Annotated in this window: 19 protein-coding genes; 13 read left to right on the top strand and 6 right to left on the bottom strand. The window is 39.6% G+C overall.

The genetic code is table 11. From position 1 onward, the window contains the following. Window positions 1–75 precede the first annotated feature (75 nt). The 5 genes from NSQ76_RS17710 to NSQ76_RS17690 all read left to right on the top strand — a co-directional run bounded on the left by NSQ76_RS17710 (window position 76) and on the right by NSQ76_RS17690 (window position 7040). Window positions 76–1341: an ABC transporter substrate-binding protein gene (locus tag NSQ76_RS17710; protein ID WP_034624584.1), complete on the top strand. Its 1266-nt coding sequence runs from the start codon at window positions 76–78 to the stop codon at window positions 1339–1341. 56 nt (window positions 1342–1397) lie between these two features. Beyond that, window positions 1398–2369: a carbohydrate ABC transporter permease gene (locus NSQ76_RS17705; protein ID WP_034624582.1), complete on the top strand. Its 972-nt coding sequence runs from the start codon at window positions 1398–1400 to the stop codon at window positions 2367–2369. Further along, the gene (locus NSQ76_RS17700; RefSeq protein ID WP_024426281.1) at window positions 2366–3187 is read left to right on the top strand and encodes a carbohydrate ABC transporter permease; all 822 of its coding nucleotides are present in this window, start codon (window positions 2366–2368) and stop codon (window positions 3185–3187) included. Before NSQ76_RS17705 ends, NSQ76_RS17700 begins: the two co-directional genes overlap by 4 nt. Window positions 3188–3334: 147 nt before the next feature. Beyond that, entirely contained in the window at window positions 3335–4285 is a 951-nt protein-coding gene (gene manA / locus NSQ76_RS17695) for a mannose-6-phosphate isomerase, class I (protein WP_341055188.1), read from the top strand. A 124-nt stretch (window positions 4286–4409) separates the two neighbouring features. Further along, window positions 4410–7040, top strand: a complete 2631-nt coding sequence (locus tag NSQ76_RS17690; protein ID WP_034624578.1) for a glucosaminidase domain-containing protein — start codon at window positions 4410–4412, stop codon at window positions 7038–7040. A gap of 17 nt (window positions 7041–7057) precedes the next feature. Here the strand turns inward: NSQ76_RS17690 and NSQ76_RS17685 are convergent, their stop codons facing one another. Together NSQ76_RS17685 and NSQ76_RS17680 are read right to left on the bottom strand one after the other, a co-directional pair. Beyond that, on the bottom strand, window positions 7058–8248 hold the full coding sequence (locus NSQ76_RS17685) for a CDP-glycerol glycerophosphotransferase family protein (protein WP_080708102.1): 1191 nt from the start codon (window positions 8246–8248) through the stop codon (window positions 7058–7060). 11 nt (window positions 8249–8259) lie between these two features. Further along, entirely contained in the window at window positions 8260–9030 is a 771-nt protein-coding gene (locus NSQ76_RS17680) for a WecB/TagA/CpsF family glycosyltransferase (RefSeq protein WP_024426277.1), read from the bottom strand. A 366-nt stretch (window positions 9031–9396) separates the two neighbouring features. Here NSQ76_RS17680 and tagD point away from each other — a divergent pair, with 366 nt between their 5' ends. The 3 genes from tagD to NSQ76_RS17665 all read left to right on the top strand — a co-directional run bounded on the left by tagD (window position 9397) and on the right by NSQ76_RS17665 (window position 13673). Continuing rightward, window positions 9397–9786, top strand: coding sequence for a glycerol-3-phosphate cytidylyltransferase (gene tagD, locus NSQ76_RS17675; RefSeq protein ID WP_034624575.1), 390 nt, complete (start codon window positions 9397–9399; stop codon window positions 9784–9786). Window positions 9787–9881: 95 nt separating this feature from the next. Beyond that, window positions 9882–11348, top strand: a complete 1467-nt coding sequence (locus tag NSQ76_RS17670; RefSeq protein ID WP_034624574.1) for an alpha-glucosyltransferase N-terminal domain-containing protein — start codon at window positions 9882–9884, stop codon at window positions 11346–11348. 48 nt (window positions 11349–11396) lie between these two features. Further along, the gene (locus NSQ76_RS17665; RefSeq protein ID WP_034624572.1) at window positions 11397–13673 is read left to right on the top strand and encodes a CDP-glycerol glycerophosphotransferase family protein; all 2277 of its coding nucleotides are present in this window, start codon (window positions 11397–11399) and stop codon (window positions 13671–13673) included. Between the two features lie 108 nt (window positions 13674–13781). Here NSQ76_RS17665 and NSQ76_RS17660 read toward each other — a convergent pair whose 3' ends face one another. Together NSQ76_RS17660 and NSQ76_RS17655 are read right to left on the bottom strand one after the other, a co-directional pair. Further along, complete coding sequence (locus tag NSQ76_RS17660; protein WP_341055182.1) at window positions 13782–14621, bottom strand: glycosyltransferase; 840 nt, start codon at window positions 14619–14621, stop codon at window positions 13782–13784. 109 nt (window positions 14622–14730) lie between these two features. Beyond that, window positions 14731–16329 carry a CDP-glycerol glycerophosphotransferase family protein gene (locus NSQ76_RS17655; protein ID WP_341055180.1) on the bottom strand — a complete coding sequence of 533 codons (1599 nt, stop codon included), beginning with the start codon at window positions 16327–16329 and terminating at the stop codon, window positions 14731–14733. A gap of 292 nt (window positions 16330–16621) precedes the next feature. On the opposite strand from NSQ76_RS17655, the gene NSQ76_RS17650 reads away from it, so the two are divergent. Both NSQ76_RS17650 and tagH read left to right on the top strand, forming a co-directional pair. Continuing rightward, a complete protein-coding gene (locus NSQ76_RS17650) occupies window positions 16622–17449 on the top strand; it encodes an ABC transporter permease (protein WP_034281130.1) in 828 nt (275 codons plus the stop codon). A 19-nt stretch (window positions 17450–17468) separates the two neighbouring features. Further along, a complete protein-coding gene (gene tagH, locus NSQ76_RS17645; RefSeq protein ID WP_034624568.1) occupies window positions 17469–19070 on the top strand; it encodes a teichoic acids export ABC transporter ATP-binding subunit TagH in 1602 nt (533 codons plus the stop codon). A gap of 225 nt (window positions 19071–19295) precedes the next feature. Here the strand turns inward: tagH and galU are convergent, their stop codons facing one another. Next, on the bottom strand, window positions 19296–20177 hold the full coding sequence (gene galU / locus NSQ76_RS17640; RefSeq protein ID WP_008343198.1) for a UTP--glucose-1-phosphate uridylyltransferase GalU: 882 nt from the start codon (window positions 20175–20177) through the stop codon (window positions 19296–19298). Between the two features lie 269 nt (window positions 20178–20446). Between galU and wecB the strand changes: the two genes are divergently transcribed. Next, window positions 20447–21586, top strand: a complete 1140-nt coding sequence (gene wecB / locus NSQ76_RS17635; RefSeq protein WP_034623722.1) for a non-hydrolyzing UDP-N-acetylglucosamine 2-epimerase — start codon at window positions 20447–20449, stop codon at window positions 21584–21586. A gap of 32 nt (window positions 21587–21618) precedes the next feature. On the opposite strand, the gene tagU is transcribed toward wecB, so the two are convergent. Beyond that, complete coding sequence (gene tagU, locus NSQ76_RS17630; RefSeq protein ID WP_024423641.1) at window positions 21619–22539, bottom strand: polyisoprenyl-teichoic acid--peptidoglycan teichoic acid transferase TagU; 921 nt, start codon at window positions 22537–22539, stop codon at window positions 21619–21621. A gap of 182 nt (window positions 22540–22721) precedes the next feature. On the opposite strand from tagU, the gene NSQ76_RS17625 reads away from it, so the two are divergent. Both NSQ76_RS17625 and NSQ76_RS17620 read left to right on the top strand, forming a co-directional pair. Continuing rightward, window positions 22722–23045: a hypothetical protein gene (locus NSQ76_RS17625; RefSeq protein WP_025093953.1), complete on the top strand. Its 324-nt coding sequence runs from the start codon at window positions 22722–22724 to the stop codon at window positions 23043–23045. A 24-nt stretch (window positions 23046–23069) separates the two neighbouring features. Then, on the top strand, window positions 23070–25178 hold the full coding sequence (locus NSQ76_RS17620; protein ID WP_024426269.1) for a SpoIID/LytB domain-containing protein: 2109 nt from the start codon (window positions 23070–23072) through the stop codon (window positions 25176–25178). Window positions 25179–25185 lie beyond the last annotated feature (7 nt).

Below are 25185 nucleotides of genomic sequence, written 5' to 3'. Positions count from 1 at the left end.
GCCTGAAAAAAAGCAAGGATCTGCCATTATACTTATTTTGATAACGCTTACAAAATGGGGATAGGGGGATCAATTATGAAGTTCAAATTAGGCTTTACGCTGCTGGCACTCTGTATGCTTATCGTCACTGCCTGCAGCCCATCGACGAACTCAGAGGCAAAAAAAGAAGGCGGAGCGGAAAAACTAGAAATTTTCTCTTGGTGGACAGGAGCAGGTGAGGAAGACGGGCTGAAAGCACTCATCCAATTGTTTGAAGAGAAGAATAAAGACATTCCAATTGAAAATGCAGCCGTCGCAGGTGGTGCTGGTACGAATGCAAAGGCTGTCCTGACTAGCCGTATGCAGGGAAATGATCCGCCTGCTACGTTTCAAGTGCATGGCGGGGCGGAGCTGAATGAGAGCTGGGTCGCGGCAGGCAAAATGGAGCCTCTGGATGATTTATATGAAAAAGAAGGCTGGAAAGACAAATTTCCAGAATCACTGATTGACCTTGTCAGCAAAGATGGGAAAATCTATTCCGTGCCAGTGAACATTCACAGGGGCAATGTGCTTTGGTATAACAAGAAGGTATTTGATGATGCAGGCTTAGAGCCGCCAACGACATTTGATGAATTTTTCAAAACAGCAGATGCATTAAAGAAAAAAGGAATCACACCACTTGCACTTGGAGATAAGGAGCCTTGGGCAGCGACTCATTTGTTTGAAAGTGTTTTGCTGGGAGTATTAGGGGCAGATGGTTATCAAAAACTTTGGGCTGGCGACATGAAAATGGATGACCCGAAAGTGAAGGAAGCGGCAGACATCTTTGGACGTATGCTCGAATACGTCAATGACGATCACAGTTCACGTAACTGGCAGGATGCCTCACAGCTCGTGGCAAAAGGAGAAGCGGCAATGAATGTCATGGGCGACTGGGCGAAGGGGTACTTTGTGAATGATCTTGATTTGAAGGTGAATCAAGACTTTGGATACGCGGCGACTCCTGGAACGGAAGGAAGCTTTATGGTGATCACCGATACATTTGGACTGCCAAAGGGTGTGAAACAGCCAGAAAACGTGAAGAAATTCTTATCCGTTTTAGGATCTGTGGAAGGACAGGATGCGTTTAATCCGCTAAAAGGATCGATTCCAGCACGTGTGGATGCAGATGTATCAAAATATGATGAATACGGAAAATTGGCGATGAAGGCATTTAAAGAGTCAAAACTGGCGCCGTCTCTTGCTCATGGCTCAGCTGCTGAAGAAGGGTTTGTGACAAAAGCGAATCAAGCCGTCAATATCTTCGTGACACAAAAAGACAGCAGTCAGTTTGTTTCATCATTAAAAGATGCAATGAAATAAAGACGAAGGAGGCGGCGGCTAGGCACCGCCTCTTTTTTAGAAAGGAGTGCAGTTTCATGCGCATAGACACATCGCCGATGACAAAAACACCTGTGCCCAAAGTTAAACGTATGCGGAAAAAATGGAATGGAGACCAGCTGCTGGCGCTGCTCTTTTTAGCCCCGTCAGCGGTTTTATTATTCATCTTTGTTTACGGTTTTATTGGCTGGACAGGATATGTGTCATTATCAAACTGGACCACGCTTGTTCCTGATTTCTCTTTCGCAGGTCTTCGCAATTATGTCATGCTGTTTCAAGATTTCCGCTTTCAATCAGATCTTCGAAACACGGTCTTTTTCACTTTATTTTTTATTGGAGCGGTCATTGTCTCTGGTCTCGCACTTGCGATTTTACTAGACCAGAAGATCAAGGGGGAATCTCTTTTTCGGAATTTATTCTTCTTTCCGATGGCCCTTTCCTTCGTTGTCACAGGAGTCGTATGGCAATGGATTTTAAACCCGTCAACTGGGGTGAATTTATTTTTGAAAACGCTTGGAATCCAGCCTAAGTGGTATACAGATACGAACATATTGGCCGGATTTGTCTGGGGGAAAATTGAGTTTGGTGTACCTGCGGCCATGATTGCTGTTGTGATTGCAGCTGTTTGGCAAATGACAGGCTTCTCTCTGGCGATGTATTTGGCGGGTCTGCGAGGGATTCCAGAGGAAGTAAGAGAGGCTGCTAGAATGGATGGCGCAACGGAGTGGCAGATTTACTGGAAAATCATTTTCCCTCTTTTAAAACCGATTACAGCAAGTGTTGTCATCATCATGGCTCACATTTCTTTAAAGATCTTCGATTTGATTTACTCGATGACAGGGCCGGGTGCGAACTTTGTCACGGATGTTCCGGGCGTGTATATGTTTGAAATGACCTTTAGAGGAAACCATTATGCAGGCGGTGCCGCCATTGCGGTTGTCATGCTGATCTCTGTTGCGGTCTTTATCGTGCCATATCTCCTGTCGAGCCGGAAGGGGGCTTCATCATGACAGCCAGATGGTTTGTCCGTCCAGTTCTTTATGCTTTATTGATTTTGTGCAGTCTCTTTTTTCTGATGCCTGTTTATGTCATGCTCGTCACAAGCTTGAAGCCATTAGGTGAAGTCACCCTTGAGCGAATGTGGTCGCTGCCATCTACTATCGATTTTTCAAGCTATCAAATCGCGTTTGAAAAGCTGGCGCCCAATTTAATGAATTCTCTTTATCTTGTTATTCCCGCTACTTTACTGTCAGCTGTATTAGGTGCAATGAATGGCTATGTATTATCAAAATGGCGTTTCAAAGGATCAGAAGTCGTCTTTACGCTGATGCTGTTTGGGATGTTTATTCCATATCAAAGTATTCTGATCCCGCTCATTCAATTTTTGCGTGAAGTCGGATTGTATAATTCAATTCCAGGGCTTGTGCTTGTCCATGTCGTATATGGACTTCCGATCACAACACTCATGTTCCGAAATTTCTATGTGAGCATCCCAGATGAAATGATTGAATCGGCGAAAATGGATGGTGCAGGGTTTATCGGGATTTTCAGACATATGATTCTTCCGCTTTCGATCACAGGATTTGTTGTGGTGGCCATTTGGCAGTTCACAAATGTGTGGAATGAATTCTTATTTGCGGTCACGATGACCACTGCGGAGCATCAGCCGGTGATGGTTGCCTTGCAAAATCTATCAGGCAGTCAAATTGTGCAATGGAACGTCCAAATGGCAGGGGCGATATTGGCTGCGCTGCCGACACTACTCGTCTATATTCTTCTTGGAAAATACTTTGTTAAAGGGCTTCTTGCTGGCTCTGTCAAAGGGTAAAACATTTTTTGTGTTATCGTTTTCATTCGGTGTACTGAAAGGATTGACTTCTCTTTAGATAGCGTCATAATAAAAGTTGAGACTTACTAGTTTTCATCAAGCTGGGTAAGGATTATCAAAGGGTAGCAAAGGGAGGAGTCATCCTGAATGAAGCAGTCACCAATTTTTTTACTGCCTGAATTGAAGGAGAGAATATGGGGAGGTACAGCCTTAAGGGATCAATTTGGCTATGATATTCCTTCTGATCAAACGGGAGAATGCTGGGCAATTTCTGCTCATCCAAACGGACCAAGTGTCGTACAAGACGGTCCATATAAAGGGAAAACGCTGATCGAACTCTGGGACAATCATAGAGAATTGTTCGGGGGGATAGAAGGCGACCGCTTCCCGCTGTTAACTAAAATATTAGATGCAAACCAAGACTTATCCGTTCAAGTGCATCCAGATGATGATTATGCGGAAAGACATGAAAATGGCGAGCTTGGAAAAACAGAGTGCTGGTATATCATTGACTGCGAAGAAGGAGCAGAAATGATCTATGGGCACAATGCAAGAACAAGAACTGAGCTTGTCACCATGATGAATAGCGGAGATTGGGAAGGTCTTTTGCGGCGGGTGAAGATTAAGCCTGGTGATTTTTATTATGTGCCAAGCGGTACCATCCATGCGCTTTGCGAAGGAACGCTTGTCCTTGAAACGCAGCAAAGCTCAGATACAACCTATCGCGTATATGATTATGAACGAAAAGACCAGGATGGCAACGAACGTGAACTTCATTTTGCGCAAGCGATTGATGTCACAACAGTTCCTCATGTAGACGGGTATGCAGATGAATCAGTTGAAACACGCCGGGGAGTGACCATTCGTACATTTGTCGAAGCAGAATATTTCTCTGTGTATAAATGGGAAATTGATCAAAAAGTAGTGCTTTCGCAGGATTATCCGTTTTTGCTATGCAGTGTGATTCATGGAGAAGGGTCTTTAGAGCATGACGGACACACATATCCACTGCCAAAGGGCGCTCATTTTATTTTGCCGGCTGAAACAGGAAGCTTCTCAATTGAAGGATCTTGTGAACTGATTGTGTCGCATATATAAGGAAAAGAGGACTTCGAGTGGGTCCTCTATTTTTCTATTGCATAAATGACTTGAAAGAGTACTTGTTTTTGTCGATAAAGAGATTAGTAGACTATTATGCAAAGTTAAGAGAGGGACAGGGAACGTGAAAAAAACCATCAAGATTATGTTACTCGCAGCTGCCTTTGGTATGACATTACACACGGGTAAAGAAGCGCAAGCAGCCTCCTATGTCGATCAATCCATTTATACGATGAACACCTCAAAGGTATTTACAACAGAAGCAGAAGTGAAAAAAGCAGTGGAAACACTGAAGAAAGACAAAAAATGGACAGCCACTTATCAAACCTCAGGAAATACGTCGACCTATCAGCTCACTGCTTCAGGATATGAGTCGCAAGCAGCAGCGAATGCAAGTGCAGCTGCATTAAAAAAAGAAGTGGGCATGAGCGGTACGGTGTCTCCAGTAGGTGACCGCCTTCCTTTACAAAAGGTCGTATCTGACCCAGTCAATGATGAAAGTCAGGCGAAAAAGCTCTCACTTGAACTAACGAAAACATCAGGGCTCAATAGCTCCTATGAAGTCATCAATCAAAGCAAACCTTCTTATCAGGTCATATCAGGAACCATTGATTCTGAAACGAAAGTGAAAAATATTCAAACTGAGCTGCAAAAGCAGGCAGGCGTCACCAGTACATACCAAACCGAAACGAAAGCTGGCACTGTGTATCAGTTGATTTCAAGCGGTATTGTTGGACAAAGTAAGGCGAATACCATTCTGCAAGGCTTTCAAAAGGCATCTGGTTTAAAACCAGTCCTTCAAACGGTGACAGCAGGTAAGCCGTATTACATCGTCACATCCGCTGCACAAGCGAACCAGTCGAAAGCACAGACGCTCCTTACCCAGCTGCAAAAAGAAGCAAAGATCAGCGGGAAGATTCAAAAGGCTGGTGCCTTAAAAAATGTCTACAGCTTGGAATCAGGCTATTTTAAAGACAACAAACAAGCAGCTTCAGCTGCAGCTCAGATTAAGAAACAAACCGGTGCTGCAGGTGCTGTCCAGCGAGTGGGAAAAACAAAAAATTATATCGTGAAGCTCAATCAACTGAACGATACAGCTTACGCCAAAACGGTAGCCTTTTTCAAGAAAAAGAAATGGCGCTACACGTCCAAAAAGATTTCTTCTACACAGCCATATCAAGTCGTGACGGGAAACCTTTTAGGAGATGAAGAGGCGAAAAAAGCAGCGGCTTTCTTCCAAAAGAAAAAAGTATCTGCGACAACGAAAAAAACTGGCAAGGTATCAGACAGCACATATCGACTCGTCGTCAATCAAGCAGTGGACCAAGCGAAAGTGGATAAAGGTGCCGCCTACTTAAAAACGCAGAAGCTGACAAGCAGCATCAAGGCAAGTAATGGACAGGCTGTCAGCAAAACATATAGTCTCAAGACAACACCTGTATATGAACAAAGTAAAGTGAAGCAGGCTCAAGAGATTATCAAGAAAAATGGCGTTGCCAGCAGTACAAAAACGCTGACAGAAGCGGTCAAGCAATACCGTATCACGACAGAGCCGACAGTGAATCAGACAAAACTGAATCAAGCACTCAGCTATTTGACCAAACAAAAAATGAAGGCCGCTGCTCAAAAAACAGGCGCAGCCGTTTATGCTCAATATCAGATCAAAACAGGTGTCATCTCAACAGCTGCACTGCGTGACCAAGGCATGGCATTTTTCAAAAAACGGAATGAAACCGCTGCGTATACAACAACAACGAAACCAACTTACAAAATCAACATTACGCAGCAATTTACAGGGTTACCAACTGTAAATGAAGCCATTGCTTTTGTGAAAAGCCAATATGGCTGGACCGCCACAGCCATAAAAATTAAAAATGGCCCAATGGTCATGCAAACGAACTACAACCTTACAGTCAATGAGATGGTCAACAAACAAATGAAGGTGTCACCACAGACAGATGGTGCGGCCTATGTCTATGCAGCATATGTAGACCAAGCCACATCGACAGTGAATACGGATGGCTTAAATGTCCGATCTACACCTGATTCGAGCTCTGCAAGCAACATTGTGGCACAGCTCAATAAAGGAGCAAAAGTGAAACAGCTTGGGAAAGAAGGGAACTGGATTAGGATCAACCTCGGCTGGAGAAATGCAAGTGCAGCAGAGGTGCAAAAATATGTAGATCCAGCTAATATTGCCGAAGGCACGCAATCTTATTTTCAATTTCTGAAACTCTCTGAAGCTGCGAATCTCAATCCAGCAGAGGTCAATTCAAAGATTTTAGCAGGAAAAGGGATTCTTGCGGGTAAAGGACAAGCCTTTATTACAGCAGCAAAAACGTATCATATCAACGAAATTTATCTTATTTCTCATGCGTTGCTTGAAACGGGTAACGGAAGTTCCATTTTAGCGAATGGTACAATGTATAATGGAAAGAAAGTTTATAACATGTATGGCATTGGCGCATATGACAGCAATCCGAATTATCTTGGTGCAAAGTATGCGTATGAACAACAATGGTTCACGCCAGAGGCTGCCATTATTGGCGGAGCAAAATTCATTGGTAACAGCTATATCAATAATGCCACATACAAGCAAGATACAATTTATAAAATGCGCTGGTCGGCTACAGCCACTCATCAATATGCAACAGATATTGGCTGGGCTTCTAAGCAAGTCACTCGCATGTATAGTTTGTATAACCTGCTTGATGACTATACGCTGTATTATGATATCCCGGTGTATAACAAATAAAAAAACGTCCGTGCTTCCTAATGAGAAGCCGGACGTTTTTTGTGTAGGAGCAGCTGCTGCTCAATAAATGAGAGGAGCTGCTGACTGGATTGTCCCTTTGAATATTGGTTCCATTCCTCAGCAAAGGTTTTGATTCGTTCTTTATTGGTTGATCTGTTTAGGTGTAAAAGCTCCTGCAAGAGCATGTCTTGAGTGACGCAAGCCTTACCAGGAATGATATCTTCATACCGATCGACTAAGCCGCGTTTCTCTCGATAAGTGTCTAAGTCATAAGTGAAGAACAAGACAGGCTTTTCGAGCAGTGCATACTCAAACACAATGGACGAATAATCTGTCACTAGGACATCACAAGCACAAAGCAATGGATAGAGCGGCTGATCGGACACATCAAATATCCATTCACCGTCTGTTTCTGCTTTCGCTAAATGTTTGACCGCAGGATGAAGCTTGACGAGCAGAATGTAATCGCCGTTCAGCTCAGTTTGCAACTGCTCTTTTGAAAAAGGCAGCACAAGACCGTCCATTGCAAAGTCTCGATAGGTCGGTGTATAGAGCAGGATCTTTTTCCCTTTTGGAACATCATTTAGCTTCAAGGAAGGCTGATGCTGTTCATAGTACACATCCGTCAGTGGTACACCAGTTGGTAAAAAGCGTTCATCATTGACCCCAAACGAGGTCTTGAAAATCTCACGCATGTGATCTGAGCCTGTCACAATGTAATCGAAAGACGCATAGACACGTTTGAAGCGTTCGATGTCACGGGGACTTCGTTCAGAATTTGAAGCATCTTCAAGCCCGAACTTTTTCAAAGCCCCATTGGCATGCCATACTTGAATACAGGTGGTAGAAGGCCGTTTTCTGAGCACGCTCGTCATGAGAAAGTAATTATCCGTCACGACAACCTTGCTTTTAAACATCGTATACATACATTGAATGAGATGGAGAGGATTTTTTTCATGAAAATAGCGAAATGACAGATGAGGCTCGTCCTTTTCTATCGCAGAAGCATGCTTCGTATAGAGGACAGTAAGCTTCATTGTCATGTTCGCCTGTTGTTGATAAGTATGAATGAGAGCAGCCGCATTCTCTTGGAATGAAACAAGCAGCGTCACCTGGTTTTCACGAGGCTTCACGCCGCTCATCAGCCATCCAATGAAAGAAATAAAAGCTGCGTAACATGAAATCATCATTGAGCGTATATTCATCATTTATCAGTCTCTCACAGCTGCTTCGTCTGATCCTTTACCTGCTCAGGATAGTAACGTTTTTTTCCTTTGCTTTCCTTTAAGACGGCAAAAGCGTACTTAGGAATATTGAGCATTCGTTTCCATCTCCATGGATTCACAATCAATCTGTACAGCCATTCTGTATTTGTCTTAATCATCCAGCGTGGTGCACGCTTCACCGTTCCACTAAATACATCAAAGCTTCCGCCTAAACCGATGCAAACAGCCTGCGGGAATAAATGGCGGTATTCGTAAATAAAGTTCTCCTGGTTTGGATAACCTAATGCAACAAACACCATATCAGGTTTCGAGCGCGCGATTTGCTTCGCTACGAAACGTTTATCGGCTTGATAGCCGTCACAGCTTCCTGCGAGGACCACATTTGGATATTCCGTATCAATTCGCTGTTTCACAGCCTCAAGCACTTCTTTTTTGGCACCATATAAAAAGATTCTTTTAGACTGCTTGTTTGCTAGATCAAGCATAGACATGAAGACATCAAAGCCGGCAATTCTAGACTTAAGCGGACTTTGGGTCATGCGGGACATCAATACGACGCCTACGCCATCCGGCAGTACATAATCCGCAGATGAGACGACTTGATGGTACGCATGATCCTTCATGACGGCATAGCCTATCTCTGGATTGACAGTCGCAATCATGGCGCCTCTTCTCTGAGAAATATGATGCTGGTTCATATAGCTGATAAATTCATCTAAGTCGCCGTTTACATAAGAAAGGTTAGAGACCACTTCTGTTTGCATTGTTTAGACCTCCTTTTTAACTTGTTATCTATGAACGTTCATTGTAAATTCATTCTTCACCTACTCATCATTTTATCACAGATGCTCCATGAAATATTAACAATAACTTTACAAACCTTTAAATTTCATGACATTTTCATCATTTCATCTGGACAATCCTTTGTGAAACATTGATTCTTCGGACTTTTCCTCCTGTGCCCAATAAATTGGAAATAGTTTGTCTTTACATTTTCTTAACCTTTCATAGGCGTTGTGATATAATGAAGTTCCGAAGAGCGAAAAAATGATCGATGATAATAAGATTACGGATAACATTACTGCTTAAAGCAGACGAATAAGGATGAAAGAAAGGAGTTTATGTTTGCAATGAAGAAAGTTATTACTTACGGTACATTTGATTTATTACACTGGGGGCACATTAAGCTGCTAGAACGTGCAAAGCAGCTTGGAGATTACTTAGTGGTGGCTATTTCTACAGACGAGTTTAATTTACAAAAATCAAAAAAAGCTTATCACAGTTACGAGCATAGAAAGCTGATTCTTGAAACCATTCGTTATGTTGACGAAGTCATTCCAGAAAACAGCTGGGATCAAAAAATTCATGATGTGCAACAGCATGATATTGATGTGTTTGTTATGGGAGATGACTGGGAAGGCAAGTTCGATTTCTTAAAAGAACATTGCGAAGTCGTATACTTGAAGAGAACAGAAGGCATCTCGACAACCCAAATTAAAGAAGAAATTGCTGGACTTTAATAGATCAAAAAAGTACTTCTTATCTTTTGGTAAGAAGTACTTTTTCATGTAAAATACAATGAGTAAGTCAACAATATTATGAAGGAGAGCTTCCTTTGTTTCAAAATTGGATGAAGAAAAAAGTTGAAGACACATTGGATCAATCTGAACAACATGAAACAATGGCATCAATGGACGTGCCTGATATGGACTATTACTTTATTATGGGTGATGTGCCAAAACAGGATGAGAGCTTAACGAAGTCTATAAAGGCAAGAATTAAGCCATTAGCTGATCAGCATAAACGTACGGAAATTTTAACTTTAAATTATGATGCAAATGTGAAAGAACGTATTCATCGCATGGGAGAGTTCTTTTCTCCTGAGGTTGACATATTGAATGTATATGAACACTATATTCTACCGGAAAGTGGTAGTAAAAGACGTTACTCGGAATTTATTGTTGGTGAATCATCGCATTCGATCAATGAAGCAGTGATTCCAGCAGATGAATCCACGATTCAAGTGACGAGATATGAATTGCCTGCTTCCCCCATTTGTTATATTGAACAATATAATGAAGAGCAGCAATTGGTGAAAAGGGAAGAATATAATTGGCATGGCGTTTTACGCAGAGTACAAAGCTTTGTTCCCCATACAGGTGCACTATACTTAGAGGAATTGATCAGTGATGATGGCAGTATTTATATGGAGTTCATCTACCATGGAGATGTAAAAAAGAATCCGGTTCGACATATTAATTGGTATAAAAAAACAGGAATTCAAACATTTACAAAGAAGACGGATATTAAACAATTATGGTTATCCAGCATTCAATCACAAAATGACCGTTTGAAATTGATGATTACAGAAGACCGGGATCAAGACCGCCACTTGTTTAAAATTGAGCAGCCTGAAACAACTTATTATGCTGCATTTGTGCATGACGCACATTATGAGGAAGATCTGCATCAAGTCAATTCTCAATATGGAGAATTATTTAAACAAATAAGAAAACAGCAAGTGGATGCTGTCTTTTTTGGGGATACTAAACATAAAGAAGATGTCGAAAAACTATTGGGAGAACAAGCCTGTTTTTATCTTGTTCCTTCTGACGAAGAGACTGTTTGGAATACGGCGATTCATCATATGCTCGAAAATCGTGAGCATAAAGATGAACTGAGAGGGATTGTTGACAGCATGAAATGGGTCTTGCGTGATCTAAGCTCTGAGCATCATGTTCTTCACCTTCAGCTCGAGTTAAAAGATGAAATGAGTCATGCGGATCATGTGCAAATTGATTTCGCAGGATATGATCGAGTGAATGGAGCTGAAATCATCTCTCAAACAATCGATGAGAACCATCAAGTCAGCTTCCCAATCGGCCATTTTCAAACAAAGAAAAACATTGAAATCAACCAAACGAAATTTGTGGATTTTTACATTCGTTTTAAAACAGAAGAACTTCAAGAGGTTTTGCAGCGTTTAGAAATAGAAGGTGAGCTGCTTACGAATAAACCATCGTCCATCGATGGATGGTCATATCAAACGAAACAAGGCAACTATTCTTGGAAAGTGAAATAGTGATATAACATAACGGTAAGATTTCTGAACAGAGGAGATTAAGGATTAATGATTGAAGAGGGAATTCATAAGAAGAGTGTCGTTGAAGGGTTAAAAAATCACCATGAGAAACTAGAAATGCTGATTCGCATCAACGATGACATGCCATTAACAGATAGAGAATTTTATTTGTTTATGAGGGAGAGAGTTTCGAAACAAGAACTTTTCCTTCCGCTTGTTCATCAAGAAGAGAATCTATTCAAATTGGTATTGAATGAAGCATCGCTGCCGCTTGCGTTAGAGCAAGGCCAGACATATAACTTGTATGTCACGGACTATTTGAGCACAAACAAAGAAGAGGATGAGGACGAGCTTGAGGACTCAGCTTATGATTCTGATTCCGAAGAAGAGGAAGAAGAAGTAAAAGAAGCGGATATCAATACAGATATTGAATCTGAAGAGAAAACGTCAAACTATAAACGCCGTTTAAAAATGGAAATAGAAAAGCCTGAGCTGACTTTTTTAGAAAATAAAGACGCCATGCTGTGTATCATTCCATACCGTACAGACAAAGGGAATGCTTCTTTGAAAATCAAGCGTGAGCTAAAGGTTGTGAAATTCAATCATATCGAGCTCAACAAAGGGTGTATGTTATCTTTATCCGGGTATGCAGGTGTGTTAAGTGCAGAACATCCGTATGAGATCAAAGAAGCAAAGCTTCTATTGAAGAAAAATGCTGAAGAACCAATTGAACATCGCTTTCCGGTTAATATCACCCATATAAAAGACGAAGTGATCGAATACCGTGATGATCAACATGTACCACAGCTTTATCAATTTTTAGCAGAAGTCCCTTTAGAGGAATTGACCTATTCATTAAACAAACGCTTTGTATATCGCTTCTACCTTGAATTGATCTGCGATGTAAACGGAGTAGAGGAAACATTAACAACCACTTCTTTAGTGCTTGGAGACCGCTCGAACAAACTCAAAGGACTTGTTCAAATTCATAAACGAAACGATGTACCGATTCGATATGAAGTGTACCGAAAGAAAAAAAGACAAACGCTTGGCATCCGTATTAATGATTACACAATGAAAACACGTGCCAAGTATTACGTCAAAAGCAAGTGGAAGAAATTTAAAAAGAAGATCAGTAAAATCAAAAAAGTCCGTAACCGTCTTGTGACAAGAACGTTTAAAACGACCTTTAAACTGGCGAGTAAGCTGTCTGTGAAAAAGAAAACGGTTGTTTTTGAAAGTTTTAACGGAAAACAATTCAGTTGTAACCCGCGTGGGATTTATGAGTATATGAAGGAACATCACCCTGAATATACGCTGATCTGGAGCGTTAAAAAGGGTCATGAAGCACCGTTTAAGGAAAAAGGCATCTACTATATCAATCGTCTGTCATTGAAATGGATCTTTGCGATGGCAAGAGCCGAGTATTGGGTTGTAAACAGCCGTTTGCCGCTATGGGTTCCAAAGCCAGATCACACAACATACTTGCAGACTTGGCACGGTACGCCGTTAAAACGGCTGGCAATGGACATGGACGAGGTGCATATGCCTGGAACAAACACGAAGAAATACAAAAAGAATTTCACAAAAGAAGCATCGAATTGGGATTATCTCATTTCTCCAAATGCCTACTCGACTGAAATCTTTACACGTGCGTTCCAATTCCAAAAGACCATGATTGAGTCAGGATATCCGAGAAATGACTTTCTTCACAATCAAAACAATGAAGAAACGATGAGAGCACTGAAACAAAAAATGAACCTGCCGCTCGATAAAAAATTGATCTTATACGCACCGACATGGAGAGACGATCAATTTTATAAAAAAGGGCAGTACAAATTTGATTTAGACCTTGATCTGCATGAACTCAGAGCTGCAATCGGAGATGAATATATCATCATTCTGCGTATGCACTATCTAGTTGCTGAAAACTTTGATTTAGGGCCGTATGAAGGCTTTGCCTATGACTTCTCTCATTACGAAGACATTAGAGACCTTTATATGATTTCAGATCTGCTCATCACAGATTACTCATCGGTGTTCTTTGATTATGCAAACCTCAAACGTCCGATGCTGTTCTATGTGCCAGACATTGAAACCTATCGAGACAAGCTCAGAGGCTTCTACTTCGACTTTGAACAAGAAGCACCTGGACCGCTTGTGAAAGAGACAGCAAGTGTTATTGACTGGATAAGAGAAACAGAACAGCCGACCTTTACACTACCAGAATCATTTGCACCGTTTTATGAGAAATTCTGTTACTTAGAGAGCGGAGAGTCATCGAAGCGGGTGGTTGAAGTAGTTTTTAATTCGCAACGCTTTTAATTGTTTTCTTATAGATAGAAAAACACCTTTGGAAGGTATCAAGTTCAGTACTTGACCATTATCCAAAGGTGTTTTTAAATACATATAATTTATTCTGTATATAAGTGGTTAATTAGTTTTTGTACAGACATTTTTGTAGAAGAGGTCTAGCGCCTCGCTATTATACTTTTCATAATCAAAGGATTTTTGTTCCATACTATTCTGGATAAAATCAGACATACCATTAAATAGCGCAGTTTCATTATTATCAACTAATAATCCATATCCACCCTCTAAGACGGAATGTACTCCAGTTACATCGGTAGCTATAATTGGTTTCTTTAGAATCATTGCTTCCATGAGAACCAAGCCTTGCCCTTCATAATCTGAAGATAATACAAAACAATCACATTCATCTAGTAAAGAAAATGGATTTTCGAGTTGTCCAACAAAAAACACGCAATGTTCAAGATGTAATTTTTTTGTATGATCCTTTAATTCTTTTTTCAAAGGCCCTTCACCCACAATATACAATACAGCTTTTGGATAATGCTTGTGTAATTGTGAGAAAGCAGAAATTAATTTCTTTTGCCCTTTTTCAGGAGATAATCTTCCTATAGTTATAAAGTTGATATACTCCTTATTTGGAAGTGGAATCCCAGATAGATTAAGACCAATGGATTCGTTTTTATCATTTTGATAAGTAATTAAATATCTCTCATTGTTAAATTCTATAATCTCTTTATTTTCTTTCATTTGAAGTACTTTGTTAGGTGAGATTACATTATTAACAAAAACCATTTTCTCTAAAGCATTAGGAATATAAGGGCTTAAGTTCAAGTGATTTTCTATGTTAGTCGATTCGGCAACTGAAACAATTCTATCGAAGAACTTGTACAGTGAGAAAATTACTTTTAGGTTACCACGATGTTTATATTTGTGATTCACTTTTTTGTTATACTCTTTCATCATGTCAGCATGCAGGAAAATACTTTTGACTTTAAAATCTCCGAATGCGAAAAGAAGAGTCCAAAATTTGTTATATCCTCCAAAATCTATTCCTACATCAAACTTTGTATTACCAATAATTCTCTTTAATTCTCTTTAATTCTCTCTTGTAAGAGTTTACTGGAGTGTATTTTAACATTTTATTATTGTATATACCACGGCGGAAAATTAGGTTCTGTTTATATGTTTCTATTAATGTTCTATTAACAAAACCAGGTCTATAAATAATATGAACATTAGGATGTAGCTTTTGTATGTTCATCCATTTATCTTTATGATAATTTGAGTTATCAATGACAACAACTTCATATTTGTTGTAATCAATCTGATCAAATAAATTAGTCGCTGAAACGGTTATACCATTATTGTAGAAGCCGCCACAATAAAAGAGTAATTTTTGTTTATCGCTTTCAACCTTGATTAAATCATCTTGATTTTTCTTTTTGAATATTATGTCAATGAGTCGATCAGTAGCATTTCCGTCATCATAAGAGCAGTATTCATCTAAAAACTCTTTGTATTGTTTTTCAAATTGTTTATTGAAGTTATTTAAACTGTTTAGTTGGCCTAAGCTGTCAATTAAATCAACTATACTTTCACAGATAGGTCCTGGAAGTTTTGTTATATCTAAATAAAAACCTCTCTCTGATTCATATTCACGTAAGTCAGGCATGTAGAAAAAGACAGGTCTTTTTAAAGGTAGGAAATCGAAAAAGATACTTGAATAATCTGTAATTAAAATGTCTATAGCAGATAAAAGTTCATTTGTATCAATCCAGTTTGGAACACAAAGGTGTTCAAGACCGCTCTGTTTAAAAAATTTATAAGAAAAATAATGAGATTTTAAAAGTACTAAGTAATCATCACCAAGCGCCTGCTGAATTTTCACAACTTCACTATGCAATGTATAGCAAGTATCCTCTTCGGCACCTATTGTTCCTCTCCATGTTGGAGCATAAAGTACAATTTTTTTATTAAAAGGTAGGTCTAATCTTTCTTTCACACTTTCACTGCTAGTGTTTAATGTTAAATCTACTCTAGGATAACCGATATTTGCAATTTTCCCAGTAAATATCCCAAATACATCATTTGATTTTAGTAACTTTTCATACGTAAAAGTATTCGGGCTAATAAGGTAATCACAATGAAGCAAATTTCTTTGGATATTTTTATGACCAGACATTGATCTTTTATTAAGATCCTTCCCTAAAGTTTTTAAAGGAGTTCCATGCCATGTATTAATATAAACTTGCTCGTCTCTTTTAATAAAATAAAAAGGAAATGACGTATCATTAACTAAATATTTAGAAGTTGCTAAATATTTTAGATATTCGTTACTATCAACTTTAACAAAGGAAATATTAGAAGTTTTCTGCTTTAATTCTGCAATCATTGGATCATTAAAATCATTAATGACCCAAACATGATGTAAATCTTTAAAAGTACTATCTTTCATCAAGCCTAGAAAAATTGCATAACAATTTCCAGAAATACTTTTGCCATGATAAGCTTCATATAGAATATAATTACTTCTTACTGGGTTTTTCTCTAAATAGGAGGTGTATTTACTTCTAATACGAAGTCGTGAATCTCTGGAAAATTCAATTAGTGGATCTAAAATAAATTTAATCTTTCTTGTAACGATTTTTTTGAATTGCTTGATTCTCATTAATGTTAAGCCCCTTCATGTAATATATATAATAGGAAAATGATATTTATTTTGGAAATGCAATTATCCTGATAATTATATTCTAATGGCAATTATAAAGCAATGATATAATAAGGTAATTAGTAACCTAGAATAGCTGAATATACCAGTGTTTGTTTTGATCAAATTTCCCTACTATTTAATATACTCATTCGATTTGAAAAGTGAAATATTTCTCAACATCTGTTACAATTATGAGCGGTGATTTTTTTAAAGAGGCAATCCCAAAAACTAATATCTAAGGAAGATTAGAATGAACGCATTGTTTACAATATTAAGAGAGCAGATCAGCTCACTTCCGCTGATTATGCGACTTGCTGTTTATGAAACAAAATCAAAATATCAGATGAATTATTTGGGTGTTTTATGGCAGTTTTTAAATCCATTAATGCAGATGCTGGCATACTGGTTTGTTTTCGGTATGGGTATTCGCGGAGGACAGCCAATTGCCATTGGAGACATGGAGGTTCCATTTATCATCTGGATGCTTGCCGGTTTAATCCCTTGGTTCTTCATTAGTCCGACGATTCTTGATGGATCAAACAGTGTGTTTAAACGCATTAATATGGTATCGAAAATGAATTTTCCGATTAGTGCGCTGCCTTCTGTGGTGATTATGTCCAACTTGTTTAGCTACTTTGTTATGATGGGTGTCTATCTGATTGTGCTGATTTCTTATGGCATCTATCCTGACGCGCATTGGCTGCAATATATATACTATCTTATTTGTATGATCGCGTTTATGTTTTCGTTTAGTTTGTTTAATTCCACGATTAGTGTACTCGTGAGAGACTATCAATTTCTTTTACAATCTGTGACAAGATTACTTTTCTTTTTGCTGCCGATTTTTTGGAATATTTCAGAGAAGCTCACTGGAGACAAAGCGTGGATTGGGGACATATTAAGATTGAATCCTCTTTTCTACATTATTGATGGTTTTAGAAATAGTTTGTTAAAGGGAGAATGGTTCTTCCATGATGTCAAATACACACTTTATTTTTGGCTGATCACGCTTCTTCTTTTAACAGTCGGTTCATTGCTTCATATGAAATTTAGGGATAAATTTGTCGATTTTCTTTAAAAAGTAAGGAGATTATACGATGAAACTAAAGGTTTCGTTTCGAAACGTATCCAAGCAATACGTACTATATAAAAAACAATCGGATAAGATTAAAGGACTGTTTTTACCTAATAAAAATGAAAAAGGTTTCTTTGCTGTTCGTGATGTGTCCTTTGATGTATATGAAGGCGAGACCATTGGTTTTGTGGGGATTAACGGATCTGGGAAATCGACAATGTCGAACCTTCTAGCGAAAATCATTCCACCGACAAGTGGTGAAATTGATATGGACGGCCAGCCATCGCTAATTGCCATTGCAGCAGGGCTGAACAACCAATTAAGCGGAAAAGACAACATTCGATTAAAGTGCTTAATGATGGGACTGACGAATAAAGAGATAGATGAGCTTTATGAAAAAATTGTAGAGTTTGCGGATATTGGAGACTTTATTGACCAGCCGGTTAAGAGCTATTCAAGTGGAATGAAATCACGTCTTGGCTTTGCCATTTCAGCGCATATCGATCCAGATATCCTCATTATTGATGAAGCACTGTCTGTTGGAGACCAAACCTTCTATCAAAAATGTGTGGACCGCATTACAGAATTCAAGGAACAAGGAAAGACGATCTTTTTTGTCAGTCACTCCATTAGCCAAATTCAAAAAATCTGTGATCGGGTGGCTTGGATGCATTATGGTGAGCTTCGTATGTTTGATGATACGAAAAAGGTCGTGAAAGAATATAAGGAGTTTGTTGATTGGTTTAACAAGCTTTCCAAGAAAGAGAAACAAAAATACCAAATGGAACATAAAGAAGGTAGAAAAGGCGTACAAAAGACAGAAAAGGTGTCTCGTTATCAAGAGAACGGAAAACGCCGCTCATTGTTCGGACCCGCATTTCAAGTGACAGTGTTAGCAGTCTTAACGTTATTGCTAGCCTTATCGATGTTTTCAGATCGCCCGCTTCGTACATTGGCGACATTTGGTGCAATCCCATCAGATAAGACAGAAGCGCCTCAGTCGAAGAACCCGCAGACCAAAGGAGCGCCTGATATGAAAAAGGTGGATCAACAGGTGATTGTCACGGCTGATCCACTCAAGGTTTACAAGGACCAAGCCATGAAAAAAAAGGCCGATGTCACTTTGTCATTTGGACAAGAAGTACAGGCTGTGGCTGAAAATAAACAAACCGTTCAAATTAAAACAGCGTCAGAAACGTATTTTGTTAAACCTGCTGCGCTTCAAAATGCAGAGGATTTAAAGTCATTATCCATTGGACCAGGACAGTTTAATTCCTATGTATCGCCTGCATCGGCAGGTTCGTATGAGTATTTACTGTCTTTCCTTGGAAAAGAAGAATCTGTGCTGAAACAGAGAATGCAAACGCTGAGTTCAGTGAAAAATGATCAAGGAGATACGATTGAGCGATTGACCACAGAGAAAACCGACTATGTCATTCAAAATAGTCTGGCAAACACGATTGTGTTTCGCGACATTATGCCAATCTCTCCTTCCACACTTGGGCTGACAGAACAAAATGTCTGGATGAATGAGAAACGAACAAAGTTCGCAGTGAAGGGCGAAAACAACCTGTTTGTCATTGATAATGAACAGCATACACTGACTATTTCAGTCATTAAATAAAAAAGCTGCCGATGCCGGCAGCTTTCAGCGTGTAGACAAACCCTCGCATTCGGTGTCAGGTCTGCGCTCCGGTGCTCACGAATGTCCAATTCGCTCCGCTCCGGTACTCGCCCTTCCTAGACTGCAAAGGTTTTCTATCACGCTGAAAAGAAGACAAAGGGCTAAAATCAAGATCATTTTAGCCCTTTGTCAACAATCTGAAAGCTGCCGATGATGGCAGCTTTTTTAATTCACTTCTTCTTTTTCGAGAAGCTGTTTCATAAATGGAATGAGTTTCTTTTTCAATTCTTCATCCTGAAGAGCAAACTCAAGCGTCGTTTCAATGAAGCCTTGCTTCTCGCCGACATCATATCGTTTTCCTTCAAAATCATAGGCGAAGACGCGCTGGATGTCATTTAGCTTTTGAATGGCATCTGTCAGTTGTATTTCTCCGCCTGCACCAATCTCTTGCTGATCGAGGTACATAAAGATCTCTGGCGTGAAAATATAGCGCCCTAAGATGGCTAGGTTCGATGGTGCTGTTCCTTGCGGCGGCTTTTCAACAAAGTTTTTGACTTGATAGCGGCGTCCTTCTTGTGTAAGAGGGTCGATGATCCCATAGCGATGCGTATCGCTGTCCGCTACTTGCTGAACCCCGATGACAGATGAAAGGGTTTTTTCGTATTCATCCATCAGCTGGCGAAGCCCAGGCGTTTCGGCTTGAACAATGTCATCACCTAACAAAACAGCAAAAGGCTCATCACCGATAAAGTTGCGTGCGCACCAAACGGCGTGTCCAAGTCCTTTCGGCTCTTTTTGACGTATGTAATGAATGTCAGCAATGTTAGAGGACTTTCTCACTTTTTCTAAAAGCTCGCTCTTTCCTTTTTCCTCAAGGTTGCGCTCTAACTCTGGTGCAAAATCAAAATGATCCTCAATGGCTCTTTTTCCTTTTCCAGTGACGATAATAATGTCTTCGATTCCTGATTCAACAGCTTCTTCAATAATATATTGAATGGTAGGTTTATCAACGATTGGGAGCATTTCTTTAGGCATTGCTTTTGTTGCAGGGAGGAAACGTGTCCCAAGACCTGCAGCTGGTATAATGGCTTTACGTACTTTTTTCAATGAACTTTGCACCTTCCTTACATATAGAAAAAATGATTTGGCTTCATTTTTCATCTTTCATAAAGTGTAACTTACAAATGATAGAAATGACAAATGATTTACGATAAATGCATGATCTGATTCATTATCTATTGTAAAGAGTTTGTGTAAATTTTTATGTTGAAAAGAGTAAAGGCGATGTAAAAATTGAAAATAGTATGATTAGGATTCGTTCCTATTCTTTTGTATAATACACTTATGATAAATGAGAAGGAAAGAGGCATCGACTATTGAAAACATTACATGTAATGACTGTATTCGGGACGAGGCCTGAAGCGATTAAAATGGCACCCCTTGTCCTTGAACTGAAAAAACATCCGCAAATCAAATCCTCAGTCACTGTGACTGCACAGCATCGGCAAATGCTTGATCAAGTGTTGAAAGCCTTTAACATTCGTCCGGATCATGATTTAAATATTATGAAAGAACGCCAGACATTATCCGAAATCACATCAAATGCACTCTTGAAACTAGATCAACTATTCCGAGAGGAAAAACCTGATATTGTCCTTGTTCATGGAGACACAACAACAACCTTTGCAGGAAGCTTGGCCGCATTCTACCACCAAATTTCGGTTGGTCACGTTGAAGCGGGTTTAAGAACACACAATAAATACTCGCCGTTCCCTGAAGAATTGAACCGACAAATGACAGGCACTATTGCTGATATTCATTTTGCTCCCACAAATGAGGCAAAGCAGAATCTTTTAATTGAAAATAAAAAAGAAGAGACGATTTGTGTGACGGGGAATACTGCGATTGATGCGTTGCAAACAACGGTTACAGAACAGTATGAGCACCCTATTTTAGAGAAAATAGGCACAGATAAAATGATTTTGTTAACGGCTCATCGCAGAGAAAATCTCGGCCAGCCGATGAAAAACATGTTTAGAGCGATTAGACGTATTGTAGAAGAGTTTGAAGATGTTCAGGTTGTATATCCTGTACATTTAAACCCTGCTGTTCGTGATGCGGCTCAAACAGAATTCAGTGATCTTGATCGTGTGCACTTAATTGAGCCGCTTGAAGTCGTTGATTTCCATAACTTCGCTGCTGCCTCACACTTTATATTAACGGATTCTGGTGGTGTCCAAGAGGAGGCGCCTTCTCTAGGGAAGCCAGTATTAGTTCTGCGAGATACAACAGAACGCCCTGAAGGTGTGAAAGCTGGCACGCTTAAGCTCGCGGGTACAGATGAAGAGACCATTTACAACATGGCAAAACAGCTGTTAGTCGATCAGAAAGAGTACGACAACATGTCGAAGGCGTCTAATCCATATGGTGATGGACAAGCGTCAAAACGAATTGTCGAAGAGCTTCTCCACCGTTTTGGATTAAGTGAAGAAAAACCAGTTCCATTTCAATCATAAAAAAGAAGACTACATTTCTGTAGTCTTCTTTTTTACTGCTCCAAACTTTCCTTCAATTCCTTCTTCACATTCGCAAGGCTGCTGTCATCAAGCTGGTAGTAATAAATGTTATTGATACGTGTGCCTGATCCTTTCAACTCGTGCTGCTTCACATGCTGTCTTGCATCACGATAATCATTCATCATCGTCCACATATCATCAAATGACATGTTTGTCTTCATATTATTTTCTACGACTTTGAACATATCGCCGAATTTCGTAATAGATGAAATGTTGGCACCTTTTGCAATGATGCCTTCAATGACCTGACGCTGTCTTTGCTGACGTCCGAAGTCACCTTTTGGATCTTGCTTTCTCATTCTCGTATACGCAAGGGCTTGATCCCCATTCAGGTTAATTTCGCCTGTACCAAATGAATGGCCGTCATAACTAAATGCAAACGTGCTATTTACTGTAATGCCGCCAAGTGTATCAACAATATCCTTGAAGCTTTCCATGTTCACTTTGACAAAGTAATCAACAGGTACATCAAGCAGTTCCTCTACAGTATCTGCTGCCATTTGTGTACCGCCGAATGCATAGGAGTGGTTGATTTTATCCATTGTGCCTTTTCCGACAATCTTCGTATACGTATCACGCGGGATGCTCACCATCTCGGTCGTTTTCGTTTTGGGATTTACTGTCATGTATATTAATGTATCTGCACGGCCTCGGTCATTTTTTCGTTCATCGACACCCATGACTAAAATAGAAATCGGGTCTTTCTTACTTAAATCGACATCTTTGTCACGCTTATCTGACTTCTTTAAATTCTCCTGAATGCCTGCGACGGTCGATGCTGCTGTGTTCCAAAGATGATATGCGTATCCGCCAGTTGCTAATACGAATAAGCCAATAATCGATAAAACAATCCAAAGAACCTTTTTCTTCTTTCTTTTTCTTTCAGCTCTCATAATGTCCCTCACCTTTTCTATGATTCTTCCATGATTATAGGTTTACGAATCTTGATAAACAAGTTATTTTTTTACTCTGAACCTAGATATAGACGTTGTAACAAAAAAAAGGTTTCAAAAAACCTTAAATTTACCTTAAAATAATAACTTATAAGACGATACAAAGACATGAGGTGAAAAAAATGAAGAAAATCGTCGTTTTACCGTTCTTAATACTGCTACTAGGTATCGTGCTCACAGCATGTGGAACGGCTGAGCAGTCCTCAGGAGAAAACAAGACAAGCAGTTCAACTCCTCAGGTACTGGAAGAGAAAGCTGAATTTATTGGAATGGCTGATGCACATACAGTCGAAGTGAAAAAAGTGAATACGACCCTAAGCTATGAATTTACGGAAAATTTTAAAGATGTGTTAAATGAATTTAAACCAGGAGACACAGTAGAAATCTCTTACTTTATTAATGACAATGGTCAAAAGGAAATCCAGAAGATTGAAAAACAGAAGTAAAAAAGATGGGCGGGATGAACAAAATTGAAGAAAACAGGCGTTACACTAATCGTTCTCATGATACTGACTCTACTAATTGCACCCTTTCAGTCTGCCATGGCAAGCTCGGCAATTTCAGTGAAATTGTCTAATTATATCGGAAACAAAACAAGCATGGATATCTCAACAACTGGGGAATACAAGCTATCAGGATCAAATGTTGCTGTGACGAAAAGATATGACGGCAAAAATAGATACGAAGTAGCCAACAGCATCGCATCTGCTGGCTGGAAAAATCCATCAACTGTTGTCATTGTCAGTCGTGATGCATTTGATCATGCAATTTCTGTATCACCGTTAGCATACAAACTGGGCGCACCTATTTTGTATACGAATATTGAAAAACTGACGAAAACAACAGAAAACCAGCTCAAGAAAATGAAGCCGGATAACATTCTGATTGTCGGAAATACGAAAAGCATTTCAACAGCTGCTGAGAAGTCTATTAAAAAGTATGGCAAAGTCAGACGTATTAGTGGAAAAGATAAGTTTGAAATCTCCCAAAAAATCGCTAAAGAAATGGGTAACTATAAGCAAGCTGTCGTTGTCGGCGGGAACTCATTTATGAATGGGATTGCCATTGCATCCTACGCATCGAGAAAGGGATACCCTATCCTGTTAACAAAAAAAGATTCCATTCCGTCTTATAGAATGCCAAGTAAAGTGATCATCATCGGCAGTACGAAAAGTACTGGACAAAAAGTTGAAAATCAAATCAAAAAAACCTCACAGGTGACAAGAATCAGCGGTGCCAATCGCTATGAATTATCTGTGAATATTATAAAGAAATTAAATATTAATGCAGATAAAGTTTATTTGGCAAAAGCCTCTAGCTATATTTATGCGATGCCGCTGTCTCAATTGGCTGCAAAATCTAACAGTACGGTTGTGTATGTAAAGCCCGATTCTGTCACAGCGTCTTTAAAAGCACTGCTGAAGGAAAAAGGTACATATGCTTATCATCTTGCTGGCAGCACAAGTGCAATTAAAGATAGCTTGAAAAACTCATTAGCCAAACAAGTCTATCTGAAAAAAAATCAAAACTACCAATTGAATATTTCTAACGGAAAAATTTCATTAAAAGGCATAAAGACGTATAACACAGTAAGAGTTGTTCCTGAGAAATATTCAACAAAAAATGTCCTTCAAATTGCAGGAAAGCCGTATTTAGGCAGCGTAAACTTTGCAATTGAATCAGGGTATATCAGGCCGACTCTCGAAAATATTCCATTTGAAGACTATTTAAAAGGTGTAGTGCCAAATGAAATGCCTGCAAGCTGGAATGTCGAAGCGTTAAAAGCACAGGCGGTTGCTGCTAGAACGTATTCGGTGAAAAGTATTGGAAAAGTCGTCCCTGATACAACAGCCTTCCAAGTATATGGAGGATATAACTGGTATACAAATTCGACAAAAGCTGTCGATGCCACAAAAGGAAAGGTTCTGAAATATAACAATCAGCTCATTTCAGCAACCTATTACTCTAGCAATGGCGGTTATACAGAGGCAAGTGAAGAAGTATGGGGAAATGCACTGCCATACTTAGTGGCCAAAAAGGATCCAAAAGATCCAGTCAATCCATGGACACTGAAACTCTCTAAAAAACAACTAGGCACGACATGGACTGCTAGCACAGCAGCATCTGAGTGGTCTAAAGCAAAAGAGACAAATGCAGCTGACCTTGCCGGCTTGAAATCATGGCTGCTCAAAAACAAAGAAACTGCTGCATCTGATATGAAAATCGCATCGATCTCAAGCCTGACGTTCTCAGGGAAAACAAAAGGACAGCGTGCGAAGACGGTATCGATCAAACTGACATACCATCTGAAAAACAAAACAGGCACATATTCGGTAAACAAAAGCACAACGGCAAGTATGAAGATGACCGAGTTTCGATCAGTCATGGGCGCAACAAAGGTGAAAAGCACGTTTGCGTCAGTCAAAAACAATACAAATGACTTCACGATTTCAGGAAAAGGATATGGCCACGGCATTGGTATGAGCCAATACGGAGCCAAAGCGAGAGCTGAATCTGGAAACTCATATTCTTCCATACTCTCGTTCTACTATCCAGGTACAAAACTAACAAACTATTAAAGGGAAA

This window comes from Bacillus sp. FSL M8-0256, assembly GCF_038005765.1.
Taxonomy (GTDB): domain Bacteria; phylum Bacillota; class Bacilli; order Bacillales; family Bacillaceae; genus Bacillus; species Bacillus safensis.
The sequence above is the reverse complement of the archived record's forward strand: the minus strand, read 5'-3'. Positions and strand labels throughout refer to the sequence as shown.